This is a genomic window from Streptomyces sp. NPDC093085, from assembly GCF_040683935.1.
In the GTDB taxonomy this organism is placed as follows: Bacteria; Actinomycetota; Actinomycetes; order Streptomycetales; family Streptomycetaceae; genus Streptomyces.
The window spans coordinates 207,505-222,833 of sequence record NZ_JBFBFB010000005.1 but is presented as its reverse complement, the minus strand read 5'-3'; the positions used below and the strand labels follow the sequence as shown (position 1 = coordinate 222,833).

Genomic DNA, 15,329 nt, shown 5'->3' with positions numbered 1-15,329 from the left:
GTGACCCTGCGCCTGCTGCCCGGTACCGGGCTCGCCCTCCCCGGGAACGCGGGTGTCCTGCGCTTCGGTATGACCGAGCGGGCGGCACAGTGGACCGCCGCCACCCTGGCGGACATCCGCCCCGGCGGCTGGATCTGCGGCACGCACTGGACCTTCTTCTTCGTCCACCACGGCGTCCTGGTCACCGCCTACGCCTGTGCGGCCTGCCCCGGGCGGACCCTGGGCCATCTGACCGTCGAGCGGAGCGAGCGGGTCCCGGACCGGGGTGCCGATGTCCCGGTCGCCTTCGGCGACCTGGACCTCTTCGGCTACCCGATCCATGAACTGGCCGAGGTCCTCACCCCGCAGGAGCACCAGCTCCTCCTGCCCCCGGACCTCAACCCCCGGAGCACGCAATACTTGTCGGCCGTACGCCTCGACAGGCTCCCCGACGGGTCCTCCGCCGGGCAGGACGCGTCCTGCGCGGTGCGCTGACCGGTGACCAGATAGCCGGTCACCGCGTCGGCGTCCGCGAGCCCACCGTTTGTCAGGGCTTCGCGATGACGAATCTCCCGCCGCCGGCGGGAGATCTGTCCTACGACGCCCGGAAGCGCCGCAGCCGCAGGCTGTTGCCGACGACGAAGACCGACGAGAACGCCATCGCCGCGCCCGCGATCATCGGGTTCAGCAGCCCGGCGGCGGCCAGCGGCAGCGCGGCCACGTTGTAGGCGAACGCCCAGAACAGGTTCGACCGGATCGTGCCCAGGGTGCGCCGTGCCAGCCGGATCGCGTCGGCGGCGACCCGCAGATCGCCCCGTACCAGCGTCAGGTCGCCCGCCTCGATCGCGGCGTCCGTGCCCGTGCCCATCGCCAGCCCCAGATCGGCCTGGGCGAGGGCCGCCGCGTCGTTGACGCCGTCGCCCACCATGGCCACGGAGCGTCCCTCCGCCTGGAGCGCGCGCACCGCCTCGACCTTTCCCTCCGGCAGGACCTCCGCGATCACCCGGTCCGGGCCGATGCCCACCTCGGCGGCGACCGACTCCGCGACGGCCCGGTGGTCCCCGGTGAGCAGGACCGGGGTCAGGCCCAGCGCGCGCAGCCGCCGTACCGCCTCCGCACTGGTCTCCTTCACCGCGTCGGCCACCTCCAGCACGCCCCGCGCGGCACCGTCCCAGGCCACCAGGACCGCCGTACGGCCCGCCGCCTCGGCGGCGGCGTGGCGCCCGGCCAGTTCCTCGGGGATGTCGACGCCCTCCCGCGTGAGCAGCCGGGCCCGGCCCACGAGAACGGCGTGGCCCTCGACCGTGCCCCGTACCCCGAGTCCCGGGACGTTCGCGAACTCCGTGACCGGCGGGAGCGCCCCGACGCGCTCGGCGGCGCCGGCCGCGACCGCGCGGGCCAGCGGATGCTCGGAGGCGTGCTCCACCGCGCCCGCCAGCCGCAGGACCTCGTCCTCCGCCAGCCGCAGGACCTCGTCCTCCGCCGCGCCGTCCGCTGTCCTGTCCGCCGCCCCGTCCGTCGCGCTCCGCGCCGCCAGGCCGTGCGTGGCCAGCAGCGTCATCTTCCCCGTCGTGACGGTGCCGGTCTTGTCGAGGACGACCGTGTCCACGCGCCGCGTCGACTCCAGCACCTCCGGCCCCTTGATCAGGATGCCGAGCTGGGCGCCCCGCCCCGTACCGACGAGCAGGGCGGTCGGCGTGGCCAGGCCGAGCGCGCAGGGGCAGGCGATGATCAGGACGGCGACCGCCGCCGTGAACGCGGCCGTCAGCCCGCCCCCGGCCAGCAGCCAGCCGCCGAGCGTGGCCAGCGCGAGCACCATCACCACGGGGACGAAGACGGCGGAGACCCGGTCCGCGAGGCGCTGGACGGCCGCCTTGCCGTTCTGCGCCTCCTCCACCAGCCGCGCCATCCGGGCGAGCTGGGTGTCGGCACCGACCCGGGTGGCCGCCACGACGAGCCGCCCGCCCGCGTTGAGCGTGGCCCCGGTGACGCCGTCGCCCACGGTCACCTCGGCCGGTACGGACTCACCGGTCAGCATCGACGCGTCGACGGCCGACGACCCCTCGACGACCGTGCCGTCGGTCGCGATCTTCTCGCCGGGCCGGACCACGAAACGGTCCCCGACGCGGAGTTCGGCGACGGGCACGGTGGTCTCGCGCCCGTCGCGCACGACGGTGACCTCCTTGGCGCCGAGTTCGAGCAGCGCGCGCAGCGCCGCGCCCGCCGTGCGCTTGGCACGGGCCTCGATGTACCGCCCGGCGAGGAGGAAGGCGGTGACGCCCGCGGCGGCTTCGAGATAGATGTTCCCGGAGGCGTCGCCGCGCGCGACCGTCAGCTCGAAGGGGTGGGTCATGCCAGGCATGCCCGCCATGCCGAAGAAGAGCGCCCACAGCGACCAGAGGAACGCGGCCGAGGTGCCGAGCGAGATGAGGGTGTCCATCGTGGCCGCGCCGTGCCGGGCGTTGGTCCAGGCGGCGCGGTGGAAGGGCCAGCCCGCGTAGACGACGACGGGGGCGGCGAGGGTGAGCGACAGCCACTGCCAGTAGTCGAACTGGAGCGGCGGGATCATGGCCATGGCGACGACCGGGACGGCGAGCACGACGGCGGTGATCAGGCGCTCGCGCAGGGTGCGCAGCTCGGGGTCGTCCGGCTCCGCGCCGCCGCCACCCGCGCCGTCCCGGGGGCTCCCGGTGCTCCTGTCGTCCCTGGCGTCTCCGGTGTCCCCGGGGTTCCCCGCGTTCGCACGGTGTACGGTCGCGGGCGCGGCGGGGTGTACGGGCGCGGGCTTCCGCGCGGTGTACCCGGTGGCCTCGACGGTGGCGACCAGATCGGCGACGGAGACCCCGCCGGCGTACGTGACCTTGGCCTTCTCGGTCGCGTAGTTGACGGTGGCCGCCACCCCGTCCATCCGGTTGAGCTTCCGCTCGACGCGGGCCGCGCACGACGCGCAGGTCATACCGCCGATGACGAGTTCCACTTCCGCTTCGGCGTGCTCCTCGGCGGTGGCGCCCACCGGCGTGCCAGTGCCGGTGCCGGTGCCGGTGTCGGCACCGGCACCAGCACCGGTGGTCCTGGTGGTGCTCATGGGGCGGCTCCTTCGTGTCGGCCGGTGTCCTCATCGTACCCCCTAGGGGTATCCTGCTCCTTCCTGTATACCCCCACCCCCTATCCGATTCAAGGGGTGGCCGTGATCGCCTCCGGCCCTTAGGGTGGATATTGGACTAGACCTGTCGGAGATCCAGGGAATGAGGCCCCTCCTATGAGCAAGCGAGCACTCCTGGAGGTGATCGCCCTCGACGCCGAGGACGCCCTCGCCGCCCGGGACGGCGGAGCGGACCGCCTGGAGCTGGTCACCGACATGGCGGCGGACGGCCTCACCCCGGCCACCGCGACCTTCACCGCGATCCGCGCCGCCGTCCCCGGGCTCCCCCTACGGGTCATGCTCCGGCTCAGGGACGGGTTCGCGGCGGGCGGCCCCGAGGGCGCGGACGCGCTGGCCGCGGCGGCGCGCCGGCTGCGGGCCGCGGGGGCGGACGAGTTCGTCCTCGGCTTCCTCGACCCGGACGGCACGCCCGATCTGGTCACGGTCGAGCGGCTGATCGCCGAATTCGACGGCTGCCGCTGGACCTTCCACCGCGCCATCGACCACGCCGCGGACCGTGCCGTCCTCCGCCGCCGCCTCGCGGACCTGCCGGGGCTGGACACATATCTCACGGCGGGCTCCCCGGCGGGCGTCACCGAGGGACTGCCCACCCTGCTGGCCGAGGCGGCGGCTGCCGCCCGCCACGAACCGGGGTACGGCCCCCGCCTCATGGCCGGCGGGGGCCTCCGCCTCGCCCACGTGCCGGTGCTGCGCGAGGCGGGCGTCACCGCCTTCCACATCGGCGGCGCGGCCCGCCCCGGCGGCTGGGACGGGCCGGTCGCCGCCGAGGCGGTACGGGAGTGGCGCGCGGCCCTCGACGGCTAGGGGCGGCCCCTAGGGGTTACTTCACCGACGCGAGGCCGGACGTGAGGCCGGACGCGAGGTCGGACTTGAAGCAGCGGGCGAGTTCGTCCGCGTCGTAGAAGTAGCTGCCCTTCGCGATGGGCCTGCACCCCGCCTTGAAGGCGGTCTCCTTCTCGTTGTAGAGCATCCGCACCAGGAACGTGGCGCCGCCGCCCGCCTTCTCCCCCTTGCCCTGGCCCTTGTCCTTCCCGCTGCCCTTGCCGTCCTTGTCGTTCCTGCCGTCCTTGCCGTCCTTGCCGTCCTTGCGGAACAGGTCCCACTGGATGTTCGCGCCCATCGGAGCGACCTTCGCGCCCCGCCACCCGTTGTTCGCGTACGTGTACGGGGCCTTCTCCGCGGCCTGCTCCGTGCTGCCCGGCAGCTTCATCAGGGCGGCCAGCGGAATGACCTCCTCCGCGTGCGTGAAGCGGAAGACCGCGCCCGGACCGCCCTTGCCCGCGCGTTCGGCGTCGATCCGGGCGAAGAGGTCGGCCAGGAGCGGGGCCGCCATGCGGTACGTGATGTCCGCGCCCCGGAAGCCGGGGCCCGCCTCGTAGAAGGTCTCGGCGTCATCCAGATAGGCGAACCACGCGGCATCCGCCGGGGCGATGTACCGGTCCATGTGCCACGTACCCTCGTCGCTCATCGCAGGGGCGATGCTGTACAGCCCGTACACCGCCTCGGCGAGCGGCACCGCGTTCTCCGCGAAGCCGAACTCGCCCGCGTCCACACGCCGCACGAAGGCCGGGGTGAAGATCTTCTCCAGGACGCTCCGGGCCGCACGGCGCGTACGGTCCTGGTTCTTGATCTTCGCGAGGGTGGCCGCGAGGCGCTGGTCGCCGGCGATGTAGTCGCGGTACGCCGCGCCGCCCGCCGACTTGTGGAAGTAGAGCAGGTCCGGGTCCGGGCGCGAGGGCTGGACCAGCGGCGCGAGATCCGGCTGCGCGGCGGTGAGCGCGTCGGTGAAGGCGGTGCCGGTGTCGATCGCGCGGCCCTGGCCGGAGGTGATGACCTCGATCGGCTTCTTCTCCTCGGCGATCCGCCGGAACAGCTCGGGCTCGCGCTGCCGCAGCCGCCGCGCCGTCTCGGCGGTGTCGCGCACGCCCCGGCCGCTGAGGTTCCCGTAACCGACCTTCGCCATGGCGTCGAGCAGTGCGGTCACCTCGGGGCCGAGCCGTTCACCGGTACGGGTGAGGGCGCCCTCGCTCCGGGCCTGTCGCCAGGCGGTGAGCAGCAGCTCGCCGTCCGCGCCGCTGGACGCGGCGCGCGCACCGTGCCGCGAGACGTTCTCGGTGAAGACGGGGGTGTACCCGCGCGGGGCGCGCTGGTAGGTACGGGGGTTCTGCTGCGGGGAGTAGAGGGTCTTGGTGGTGTAGCTGCCGGAGCCCGCTACCGGTCCCGGGGCGGGGGTGGCCGAGGCGGGGGTGAGCGGCAGCAGGACGGCGGCCGCCAGCGCACAGGCGGTGGCGGCGACGTACTTCGCGGACCTCGTTCTCGCCGTCTTCGACGGGGACTTCGGCGACTTCGGCGGCTTCGGGGACTTCGGGGGCTTCGGTGACGTCATGGCGGCATCGTCGACCGGTCACATGAACGCAGTACGTACGCACGGCGGCCTCCCGGAGCCTCCGGAGCCCTCCCGATTCCGCCGGCCCGGAACCTCCCCCGGTCCCTTGGGGGAGGCCCCTCGGTGGCCTCCCCCAAGGGATCCGGCCGGTCTCAGTCCGCCGCCGTGAGCTGCTCCGGGAGCGCCGCCGCGTGCACCACCACCAGACCCGACACCGCACGGGTGAGCGCCACATACAGCCGGCGCAGCCCGGTCCGCTCGTCCGGTTCGCCGTCGACCACCGCCGCCGGCTCGTCCAGCACCACGTAGTCGTACTCCAGACCCTTCGCCAGTGACGCCGGTACGAGGGTGAGGCGCGCCGCCTCGTTCGTCTCCTCGCCGGGCGCGAGATACCCGAGCCCCGCCGCCGTCAGCGCCTCCGCCAGCGCCGGAATCCGGGCATCCGCCGCGATCAGGCCGATGGAGCCCTCCCGCGTCAACGACTCCCGGCAGGCCGCCACGACCGCCGCGTCCAGCGCCTCGGGGCCCGCGTCCGGCGCCTCAGGGCCCGCCGCATCCGAGGATTCGGGGGCGCCTGCCTCCCGTTCCTCTTGCACCCCCTGCACCTCCCGTACCTCTCGTACCCCCTGTACCCCCTGTACCTCCCGTACCTCCCGTACCTCCAGCGACCCCGGCGACTCCCGTACGGAGGCCACCGGCGCCAGCCCCGGCGAGATGGCGGGCAGCAGCCGCGACGCATACGCGATCACCTCGCGGGGTACGCGGAAGCCCGCCGTCAACTCCTCGATGACCGCGTCCCCCTTCCCCAGGTGGTGCAGCGCCTCCGCCCAGCTCGCCGTCGCCCACGGCGTCGTCCCCTGCGCCAGATCGCCCAGCACCGTCGCCGAACCGGTGGAGCACCGCCGGCCGACCGCGCGGTACTGCATGGGGGAGAGGTCCTGCGCCTCGTCGAGCACGACATGGCCCAGCGAGTGCGTACGGGCGATGAGATCGCCCGCCTCGTCGATCAGCACCGCGTCCGCCGGGGACCATTTCGCCGACCGTACGCTCCGGGCCGGTTTCGTCCACAGGATGGTCTTCTGCTCGTCGGCGCTGAGCACCCCGTCCGCGTGCGCGGCCAGGAACTCCGGCTCGGAGAGCAGCCGCAGCACCAGCTTCGCCGGATCCACCTGCGGCCAGATCGCCTTGACCGCCGCCTTGACGGCGGGGTTGCGCGCCACCGCGTTCTGCACCCGGTCGTCGGGGGCCTCGCCGGCCTCCTCCATCCGGACCAGCACGGCGTGCGCGATCCGCTGCGGCAGCGCCTCGTGGGCGGCGCCGTACCGCATGTCACGGGCGAGCAACTGCTCGACGATCTCGGTCAGTTCGTACGCCGGGACCCGCCACCGCCGCGAGCCACGCACCACCACGACCGGCTCGGTCGGCAGGATGACATGGGACCGTACGGCCCGCCGCAGCACCTCCGCCATCCGGGCGTCGCCCTTGATCACGGCGGCCTCGGCCGGGTCGGTGCCGCGTACCTCGGTCCCGGTGGCGACCAGGTCCCCGACCGTCGCCTGCCTCACCTCCAGCTCGCCCAGGGTGGGCAGCACCTGCTCGATGTAGTGGAGGAAGGAGTCGTTCGGCCCGATGACCAGCGTCCCGGTGCGGGCCAGCCGCTCCCGGTGCGCGTACAGCAGATACGCGACCCGGTGGAGACCGACGGCGGTCTTCCCGGTCCCGGGTCCGCCCTGCACGCACACCGTGCCGCCCAGACCGCTGCGGACGATCTCGTCCTGCTCGGGCTGGATCGTCGCGACGATGTCCCGCATCGGGCCGACGCGGGGCCGCTCGATCTCCGCCTGGAGCAGCTTGCTGGAGGTGGCGGCCTCGGCGGGGTCGGAGAGGTGCTCGTCCTCGTACGCGGTCAGGTCACCGGCGGTGTAACCGAACCGGCGGCGCAGCGCCACGTCGAGCGGCTTGTTCCGGGAGGCCTGGTAGAAGGGCTGGGAGACGGGGGCGCGCCAGTCGATGACCATCGGGTCGCCCTGGGCGTCGTGGACATGGCGCCGCCCGATGTAGAAGCTGTCGCCGCCGGCCGCGTCGTCCTCCTGACCCGAGTCCTCCCCGTTCCGCTCCCCTCCGCCTACGGGATTCCCCACGGGATTTCCTACGGGGTGGAGGTAGTCGAGCCGCCCGAAGAAGAGGGGGGTGTGGGCGAGGTCGGCGAGCGCCTTGACGCGGTCCTCGATCTGGGCCTCCAGAACGGCGGCGTTGACCCAGTTCGCGGTGACGTCGCGGATGTCGAGGGACTGCACGTCCTCGCGCATGGCGCGCAGGGCGGCGCGGGAGGCGCCCAGGTGGGCACGCTCACGGCCGAGCGGGTCGTCGGCGGGACCGGGGACGGCGTCGGGGGCGGCGTCGCGGACGGCATCGGGGACGGCGTCGGGGGCAGGCGGGGGTACGGGCGCGGACAAGGGAGGTGCCTCCGGGGCTGTACGCACGCCGACGGGCCGCGCTCCGGCGGGCGGGGCGGCGGGGGCCGTTCCGGCGTGATCACGTCATGGGCGGTGGCCGTCCGGTTTCCGTCCGGACGACGGCGCTCCCTGGGGGGAGGCGGGCAAGGTGCAGCAGTGTAGCCAGCGCATGTCGAGGAGGCGAATGCTTTTTGGCCGTCCTCCAGGGGGACCGCCTCCCCCTGGAGGGGGACGGCGGCTCACAAGCGGCTCAAACCCGGGGCCGATGTGCTCCACAGCGCCCGGAGTCACCATGGATGTATGAGCGCAGCATCCCTCACCCCGATCCACGCCCCGCAGAGCGCGCCACCCCCCGGTGCGACCGCGACGGGCTCCGTCCCCCACCCGGGCCACCCGGTCGGCAACGCGCTGCGGGCGGCCAAGATATTCCTGACCACGGCGTTCAAGGTGGCCGTGCTGGGGGAGTACCAGGAGGAGGCGGGCCCCAGACACCGCCGCTGACCGCCGCCGACCCGGAGCCGAAGGGCCCGGAACCAGACCCTCCGCCGATCCACTAGGGTCGCGGCCGTGACCTCCCGGACCGTGACCTTCCGCTCACTCCTCGCAGTGGGCGCGCTCGTCCTCTCGCTGGCGGCCTTCGCCGCCCTCGGCGTCACCCGGCCCGTACATCTGCCCGAGCCCCTGGCCGGAACGGCCCCGTACGACCTCGCCCCCTACGGGATGCCGGCGTACGGAACGACAACGCCGCACACGCACACCCCCGCAGCCCCGGCCCCCGAGAACTCCTCCCCCCACGCCTCCCTCTACTCCTACACCTCCCTCTACTCCTACTCCTCCCCTTATCCACCCTTCGCCGCGATCCTCCTGGTCCCGACCGTCTGGCTGCCCGCGGGCGCCCTCAAGGTGGTCCTCCTCCTCGGCAACCTCGCGCTGCTGGCCCTGCTCGTACGGCTCTCCGCCCGCCTGGCCGGACGGCCCGCCTCCGCACTGGTCGTCATGGGCGCCGTCGCCGCCGGGCTCTGGCTCGAACCGGTCTCCCGGACGATCCTGCTGGGCGAGATCACCCTCGCCCTCGCCTGCCTCGTCCTGTGGGACCTGGCCCGCCCCGACCACGCGCTGGGCAAGGGTTTCGCCCTAGGGGTCGCGGCGGGGGTCACCCTCACCCCGGCGCTCTTCATCGCCTACCTGCTCCTCACCTCCCGGGTACGGCAGGGGCTCACCGCCCTCGCCGCGCTGGCCGCCACGGTGCTGCTCGGGGCGCTCGTCCTCCCGTACGCCAGCGGCGAGTTCTGGACGGCCCGGATCCTGGCGGCCGACCGGACGGGCGCGGTGTGGGGCGTCGCCGACCAGTCGCTGCACGGCCTGCTCGCCCGCCTCTGCCCCACGGACCGGCCGGGCCTCCGCTGGGCGGCCGTCGCCCTGGTCACGGGGGCCGCCGGGCTGTGGGCGGCCCGCCGCGCCGCCGTCCGGGCCGGCTCCGAGACCTGGGGCGTCCTGCTGACCGCCGTCACCGCGCTGCTGGTCACCCCGGTGAGCTGGTCGCACGAGTGGGTGTGGTGCGTACCGCTGCTCGCCGCCCTGCTCGCCGAGGGCCGGGTCCGTACGGCGGTGCTGGCCGGGGCGGTCTGGACGGCGCGCGGCTTCTGGGCCGTACCGTACGAGGCGGACCCGGCCCCGCGCCCACCCTGGTGGCACCAGCCCCTGATCTCCCCGTACACCCTCTGCGCCCTGGCCCTCCTGACCCTGACCACCTGGCACACCCGCACCCCACGCCCCACCGGCCCCCCATACCGCCTCCCGGGGCCGCGCGGGGACAGGAAGGCGACGGCGGGGGCGGGGAAGGACCGCCGCGTCGTCGCCCACGCGGACCACCCCGAGCGGCGCTGAGAACGAGCAAGGCACCCCGCCCACGACAGCGCGCCGCCCACGGAAGCACCCCGCCCACGACAGCGCGCCGTCCGCGACAGTGCGCCGCCCACGGCAGCACCTCGCCCAGGACAGCGCCCCCCCCGCGACAGCGCCCCTCTCACCCCTCCCGCAGCAGTTCGTCCGCGTCCACGATCCGGTACGCGTACCCCTGCTCCGCCAGGAAGCGCTGGCGGTGGGCCGCGAAGTCCTGGTCGATCGTGTCGCGCGCGACCACCGAGTAGAAGCGCGCCTCGTGGCCGTCCGCCTTCGGGCGCAGGACCCGGCCGAGCCGCTGGGCCTCCTCCTGGCGGGAGCCGAACGTCCCCGAGACCTGGATCGCCACCGTCGCCTCCGGCAGGTCGATCGAGAAGTTGGCGACCTTCGAGACGACCAGGACCGAGATCTCGCCCTGCCGGAACGCGTCGAAGAGCTGCTCGCGCTGGGCGTTGCTGGTCTCGCCCTTGATGACCGGCGCGTCCAGATGCTCGCCCAACTCGTCGAGCTGGTCGATGTACTGGCCGATGACGAGCGTCTGCTCGCCCTGATGCCTGCGCACCAGCGCCTCCGTCACCTTCCGCTTGGTCTCGGTGGTGGCGCAGAAGCGGTACTTCTCCTCCGTCTCGGCCGTCGCGTACGCCAGCCGCTCGCCGTCGGTGAGGTTGACCCGTACCTCGACACAGTCGGCCGGGGCGATGTACCCCTGCGCCTCGATCTCCTTCCACGGCGCGTCGAAACGCTTCGGCCCGATGAGCGAGAAGACGTCCGACTCGCGGCCGTCCTCCCGTACGAGCGTCGCCGTCAGGCCGAGCCGCCGCCGGGCCTGGAGATCGGCGGTGAACTTGAAGACGGGCGCGGGCAGCAGATGGACCTCGTCGTAGACGATCAGGCCCCAGTCGCGCGAGTCGAAGAGCTCCAGGTGCGGGTAGATCCCCTTGCGGCGGGTCGTGAGCACCTGGTACGTCGCGATCGTGACGGGCCTGATCTCCTTCCGCGTACCGCTGTACTCGCCGATCTCGTCCTCGGTCAGCGAGGTCCGTTTGACCAGCTCGTGCTTCCACTGGCGGGCCGAGACGGTGTTGGTCACCAGGATCAGCGTGGTCGCCTTGGCCTGCGCCATCGCCCCCGCGCCGACCAGCGTCTTCCCGGCCCCGCAGGGCAGCACGACCACCCCGGAGCCGCCGTGCCAGAACCCCTCGACGGCCTGCTTCTGGTACGGGCGGAGCGCCCACCCGGACTCGTCCAGCTCGATCGCGTGCGCCTCCCCGTCCACATACCCGGCGAGATCCTCGGCCGGCCACCCCAGCTTGAGCAGCGTCTGCTTGATCTGCCCGCGCTCCGACGGATGCACGGCGACGGTGTCCGGGTCGATCCGGCTGCCGACCAGCGGCTGGACCTTCTTGGACCGCAGGATCTCCTCCAGCACCGGCCGGTCGGTGGAGGTCAGCACCAGCCCGTGGACGGGGTGCTTGGTCAGGGTGAGCCGCCCGTACCGGGCCATCGTCTCGGCCACGTCCACGAGCAGGGCATGCGGCACCGGATACCGCGAGAACCCCACCAGGGCATCCACCACCTGCTCGGCGTCGTGCCCGGCGGCCCGCGCGTTCCACAGCCCCAGCGGCGTCAGCCGGTAGGTGTGGATGTGCTCGGGCGCCCGCTCCAGCTCGGCGAAGGGCGCGATGGCCCGCCGGCAGGCATCGGCCTGCTCGTGATCGACTTCGAGCAGCAACGTCTTGTCGCTCTGGACGATGAGCGGTCCGTTCACAGTTGCGCCCTTTCCGTCGGGGTTGTGGACAACGCCCCGGGCGGGCGGAGCCGGCGGAGCCAAACGACCAGTGTCGCCCATCCCGGGCCGATCCGGCACCCAGGTCGGCCGGGAGGGGGGCGGAGGCCGACCGGCGCGGGCGGCGTATTCGGGTGGGGCGGGGGCATCAGGGGGCTATGACCGCTGAGACGGAAAGGACCGGGGCGGGGAGTTCCGCTGCCGGGAGAGGGGCCGGAGGGGCTTGGGGGCGGCATCTGCTGCGGGGGGTGATCATGGGGGTCGCGTTTGTCGCGCTGGTGGGGTTCTCCGCCGTACTGGCCGAGCTGACGCTGACGCCCTCCCCGGCCTCCGTCGAGATGGCGGGGTCCAACCTCAGGCCCGGACACTCGTTGCGCAATTACGCGGAGGACTACACCTTCCTCGCCGCCTGCAAGCAGATCGGCGGGAACCTGCTGCTGGGGGCGCCGTTCGGGGTGATCCTTCCGCTGCTGATGCCGCGCAGGATGCGGATGGTGCGGGTGGTGATGCTCACGGTGCTCGTGATGGCGCTGGTGGAGCTGGCGCAGGGGGCGATGATCGAGGGGCGCGCCTTCGACGTGGACGACGTGATCCTCAATACGAGCGGTGCGCTGATCGCCTATCTGCTGCTGGGGCGGCGGATCTCGCGGAGCTTCCACCGGCTGGGCGCGGAGCCGGAGAAGGTACGGGAGAAGACGAAGATACGGGACAAGGCAGAGGGGAAGGCGCAGGTACGGGACAAGGCTGAGGGGAAGGCGAAGGTACGGGACAAGGCAGAGGGGAAGGCGAAGGTACGGGACAAGGCAGAGGTAGCGGTGCGGGACAAGGCGAAGGTGCGGGGCGGGGTGTCGGGACGGGGGCTTGGCAAGGGCAAGGCCGCCGGGGTGTTCCGGGAGCGGTTGCGGCGGGTCAGGCCGGGTCGTCGGCCAGTTCCGCCACGCCCGTGATGCGGTGCAGGGGGTACGTACGGACCTCGTCGGCCGTGTGGTCGTACGCCGTGACGAAGCCGCCCTCCACCCGGACCGGGGCGATCACCCGCTGGCTCGCCGCGCCGTCCGCGTTCACATAGCCGATCCAGACCGCCGAGCCGGTCAGCGCGGCGGCCTGGACCGTCGCGAGGGTTTCGGCCGAGGTCGTACGGGGGAGCGCGCCGTTCCCGTCAGCCTGGGGTGACGACGATGACGACGGTGATGACGACGGCGACGGCGATGACGATGACGACGAGGCCGCCGCTGTCGCCGTCAGCGTCGCCGAACCGGACGGTGTCGGTTCCGGCACCGGCCTGCGGACCACCGTCGCCGCCAGGTCCCCGGCCCGGATCGCCCGTACCGCCGCGCCCAGCAGCGGTCCGTCCGGCACGGGCGGGCCGTCGGGGACCGGGGCCGGGGCGGTCCGGGGCGGGGTGCGGTGGGCGTGGGCCCGGGTGATCATCACATCGCCGTCCGCCGATTCGGCCGCCGGCGCGAACCCCATGGCGCGCAGCCCTTCGAGGAGCGCCCCCGCGTCCGCGTGCGCCGCCAGCACCGTCGGGGCGAGCCGGCGCAGCCGCAGCCCCTGGGAGCGCTTGTCGGCCAGGATCTCGTCGAGGACGGCCTCGTCGTCGCAGCGTACGTACGCGGAGGCCACGCCGACCCGGAGATGGCCGTGCTTGCGCGCCACGTCGTCGATCAGGTACGCGAGGGGCTGCGGTACCGGCGTGCGGCTGTGGTTCTTGAGGAATTCATGCAGGTCGGACGCGGACTGCCCGGCGTCCAGGGCACGTCGTACCGACCCGGGAGTGAAGCGGTAGACCGTCGCGCCGCCCTTCGACTCGACATCGGCCGCGATCGACAGCAGCTCGGCGAGGTGGCGCAGGAGCGGGCCGGGCGCCACGGCGGTCAGGTCGGCCTGGAGGAGTACGTGGTCCAGGGGCTCGGGGAGCAGCGGGGCCAGCGCCCGGGCGGCGCGCGCTTCGGAGGCGGCGGACGCGGTGCTTGTACGGGGCGTACCGGCGTCCCGAGCGGTGTCCGAGGACGGCGCCGTGAGCAGTTCCCTCGCGTGGGTCGACAGGGCGCCCCGGCCCGTGATCCCCAGGAGCTCCGCCTCGTTCAGCGTCCACGCCGCGAGCCGGGTCCGCAGGTCGTCCGCGCGGCCCGCCGCCGACGCGGCGCGCAGCGGGCGCTCCCAGCGGAGCCGGGCGAGCAGCGACTCGGGGTCGGGGGCGGTGCCGGGCGGGAGGGTGGCGAGGAGTTCGAGGATCCGGTGGCGTACCTCGGGGGCGGGGCCCCGGTCCAGGTCGGGTCCGAGCGCCGCGAGCGTACGGCCCTTGGAGTCCTGGCTGCCGACCAGGCCCGCCGTACGGGTCGCGGCCAGCCAGGCGGTGGCGAGGCGGGCCCAGCGCTCGGGGGCGGGGAGCTCCTGCCACTCGTCGTACGCCGGGGTCGGCGCGTACCGCTCCTCCGTCTCGCCGTCGGAGGCCAGCAGCCCGGCCGCGTAGGCCAGTTCGGTCCAGAAGGCGGCGATCGGCTCGGTGACGTCGAGCGCGGTGGCGGTCCGCTTGAGGTCCCGTACGGAGAGGCCGCCGGCCCGCAGGACATGCGGGCCGCCCTCGTTCCACTCCTTGGCCAGCTCCTCGACGGTGGCGAGCGCGGTGAACGCCTGACCCGCCGCCGTGTTGTCCACAAGCTGGGGAGACGGGGGAGGCGGGGGAGACGCGGGAGAGGAAGGGGACGAGAAAGATGAGGGGGACGAGAAAGATGAGGGGGACGAGAGTGGGGAGAGGGGCGCTGGGCGTAGCGGGCGGCCGCCGGGTACGCGGCCGGGCCTCGGGCCCACGCCCGCGCCCCCGGCCTCCGCACGGGGCGCCAGCGCGGGCGCCGTGGGCTCCGGCTTGCGGTGCGCGCGCCCGGCGCGCAGATGGAGCGCGGCCTCGCGCGGCAGGACCACGGTCCGGGTGGTCGCGGGCAGCAGCAGCCCCCGGTCGCGCAGCCAGCACACCGGCGGCGCCGGGGACGAGGTGACCTCCCCGTACGGCGGCCCCCACACCAGCCGGTCCAGTACCGAGAGCGCCTCCACCGGCGCGGTGTCGAGGAGCGCGGCCATCCGCGTGCGGTCGGTGAAGAGCGCGGTGAGCGCGGCGACGGCGGAGACCGGGTCGTGGGTCGTGGGCAGCCCCGTCGCGGTCAGGATCTCCTGGAGCCGGCCCGGCGACATCCCGGCCGTGGCCTCCGCGACCGTCGGGCCGAGCCCGGTGGGCGAGGGGTGGGTGGCGGACGGCGCGAGCAGTTCGCGGGCGGTACGGACCAGGCGGAGCCGGTCGTCCGGGCCCCAGAGCAGCGCCTGGTCGCGCAGGGTGGCCACGGCGCGGGGCAGGGCCGCCTCGATGACCGGGTCGCCCTCGTCGCCGGTGAGCAGTGCGCGCAGCGTGTCGTACGGGGCGGGCTCGGGGGCGACGGCGAGCGCCTCTGCGGTCTGGAGGGTGAACCGGTCGAGCCGTTCCAGCGCCCGTACGACCGAGGCCCGGGTCCCGGCGCGGGTCGCGAGCTGGGAGAGGTCGCCGGGCACCGGGTTGAGCAGGTCGGGCCTGGCACGCAGCAGGGCGGCGAGCGAGTCGTCGCCCTGGACGCGCAGGGCCTCCGCGAGCGTGCGCGGTGGCGTACCGCCGGTTCCTTCGGACAC

The 15,329-nt window shown here is 73.9% G+C and carries 10 protein-coding genes; 5 read left to right on the top strand and 5 right to left on the bottom strand.

Annotation, left to right across the window (positions count from 1 at the left end; translation table 11 throughout):
• Entirely contained in the window at positions 1-474 is a 474-nt protein-coding gene (locus AB0O07_RS17485; RefSeq protein ID WP_365633619.1) for a hypothetical protein, read from the top strand.
• 100 nt (positions 475-574) lie between these two features.
• Here AB0O07_RS17485 and AB0O07_RS17480 read toward each other — a convergent pair whose 3' ends face one another.
• A complete protein-coding gene (locus tag AB0O07_RS17480) occupies positions 575-2,935 on the bottom strand; it encodes a heavy metal translocating P-type ATPase (RefSeq protein ID WP_365634260.1) in 2,361 nt (786 codons plus the stop codon).
• 303 nt (positions 2,936-3,238) lie between these two features.
• Between AB0O07_RS17480 and AB0O07_RS17475 the strand changes: the two genes are divergently transcribed.
• Positions 3,239-3,946: a copper homeostasis protein CutC gene (locus tag AB0O07_RS17475; RefSeq protein ID WP_365633616.1), complete on the top strand. Its 708-nt coding sequence runs from the start codon at positions 3,239-3,241 to the stop codon at positions 3,944-3,946.
• A 16-nt stretch (positions 3,947-3,962) separates the two neighbouring features.
• Here AB0O07_RS17475 and AB0O07_RS17470 read toward each other — a convergent pair whose 3' ends face one another.
• Together AB0O07_RS17470 and AB0O07_RS17465 are read right to left on the bottom strand one after the other, a co-directional pair.
• Positions 3,963-5,528 carry a histidine-type phosphatase gene (locus tag AB0O07_RS17470; RefSeq protein ID WP_365633613.1) on the bottom strand — a complete coding sequence of 522 codons (1,566 nt, stop codon included), beginning with the start codon at positions 5,526-5,528 and terminating at the stop codon, positions 3,963-3,965.
• 152 nt (positions 5,529-5,680) lie between these two features.
• Positions 5,681-7,867: a UvrD-helicase domain-containing protein gene (locus AB0O07_RS17465; RefSeq protein WP_365634257.1), complete on the bottom strand. Its 2,187-nt coding sequence runs from the start codon at positions 7,865-7,867 to the stop codon at positions 5,681-5,683.
• Between the two features lie 417 nt (positions 7,868-8,284).
• Between AB0O07_RS17465 and AB0O07_RS17460 the strand changes: the two genes are divergently transcribed.
• A complete protein-coding gene (locus AB0O07_RS17460) occupies positions 8,285-8,485 on the top strand; it encodes a hypothetical protein (RefSeq protein WP_365633610.1) in 201 nt (66 codons plus the stop codon).
• Between the two features lie 66 nt (positions 8,486-8,551).
• Positions 8,552-9,871 carry a glycosyltransferase 87 family protein gene (locus AB0O07_RS17455; RefSeq protein WP_365633607.1) on the top strand — a complete coding sequence of 440 codons (1,320 nt, stop codon included), beginning with the start codon at positions 8,552-8,554 and terminating at the stop codon, positions 9,869-9,871.
• Between the two features lie 139 nt (positions 9,872-10,010).
• Here AB0O07_RS17455 and AB0O07_RS17450 read toward each other — a convergent pair whose 3' ends face one another.
• Positions 10,011-11,654 carry a DNA repair helicase XPB gene (locus AB0O07_RS17450; protein WP_365633604.1) on the bottom strand — a complete coding sequence of 548 codons (1,644 nt, stop codon included), beginning with the start codon at positions 11,652-11,654 and terminating at the stop codon, positions 10,011-10,013.
• Between the two features lie 272 nt (positions 11,655-11,926).
• Between AB0O07_RS17450 and AB0O07_RS17445 the strand changes: the two genes are divergently transcribed.
• Positions 11,927-12,619: a VanZ family protein gene (locus AB0O07_RS17445; protein ID WP_365633601.1), complete on the top strand. Its 693-nt coding sequence runs from the start codon at positions 11,927-11,929 to the stop codon at positions 12,617-12,619.
• Here AB0O07_RS17445 and AB0O07_RS17440 read toward each other — a convergent pair.
• Positions 12,582-15,329: a helicase C-terminal domain-containing protein gene (locus tag AB0O07_RS17440; protein ID WP_365633598.1), complete on the bottom strand. Its 2,748-nt coding sequence runs from the start codon at positions 15,327-15,329 to the stop codon at positions 12,582-12,584. The two genes, AB0O07_RS17445 and AB0O07_RS17440, sit on opposite strands and share 38 nt — an antisense overlap.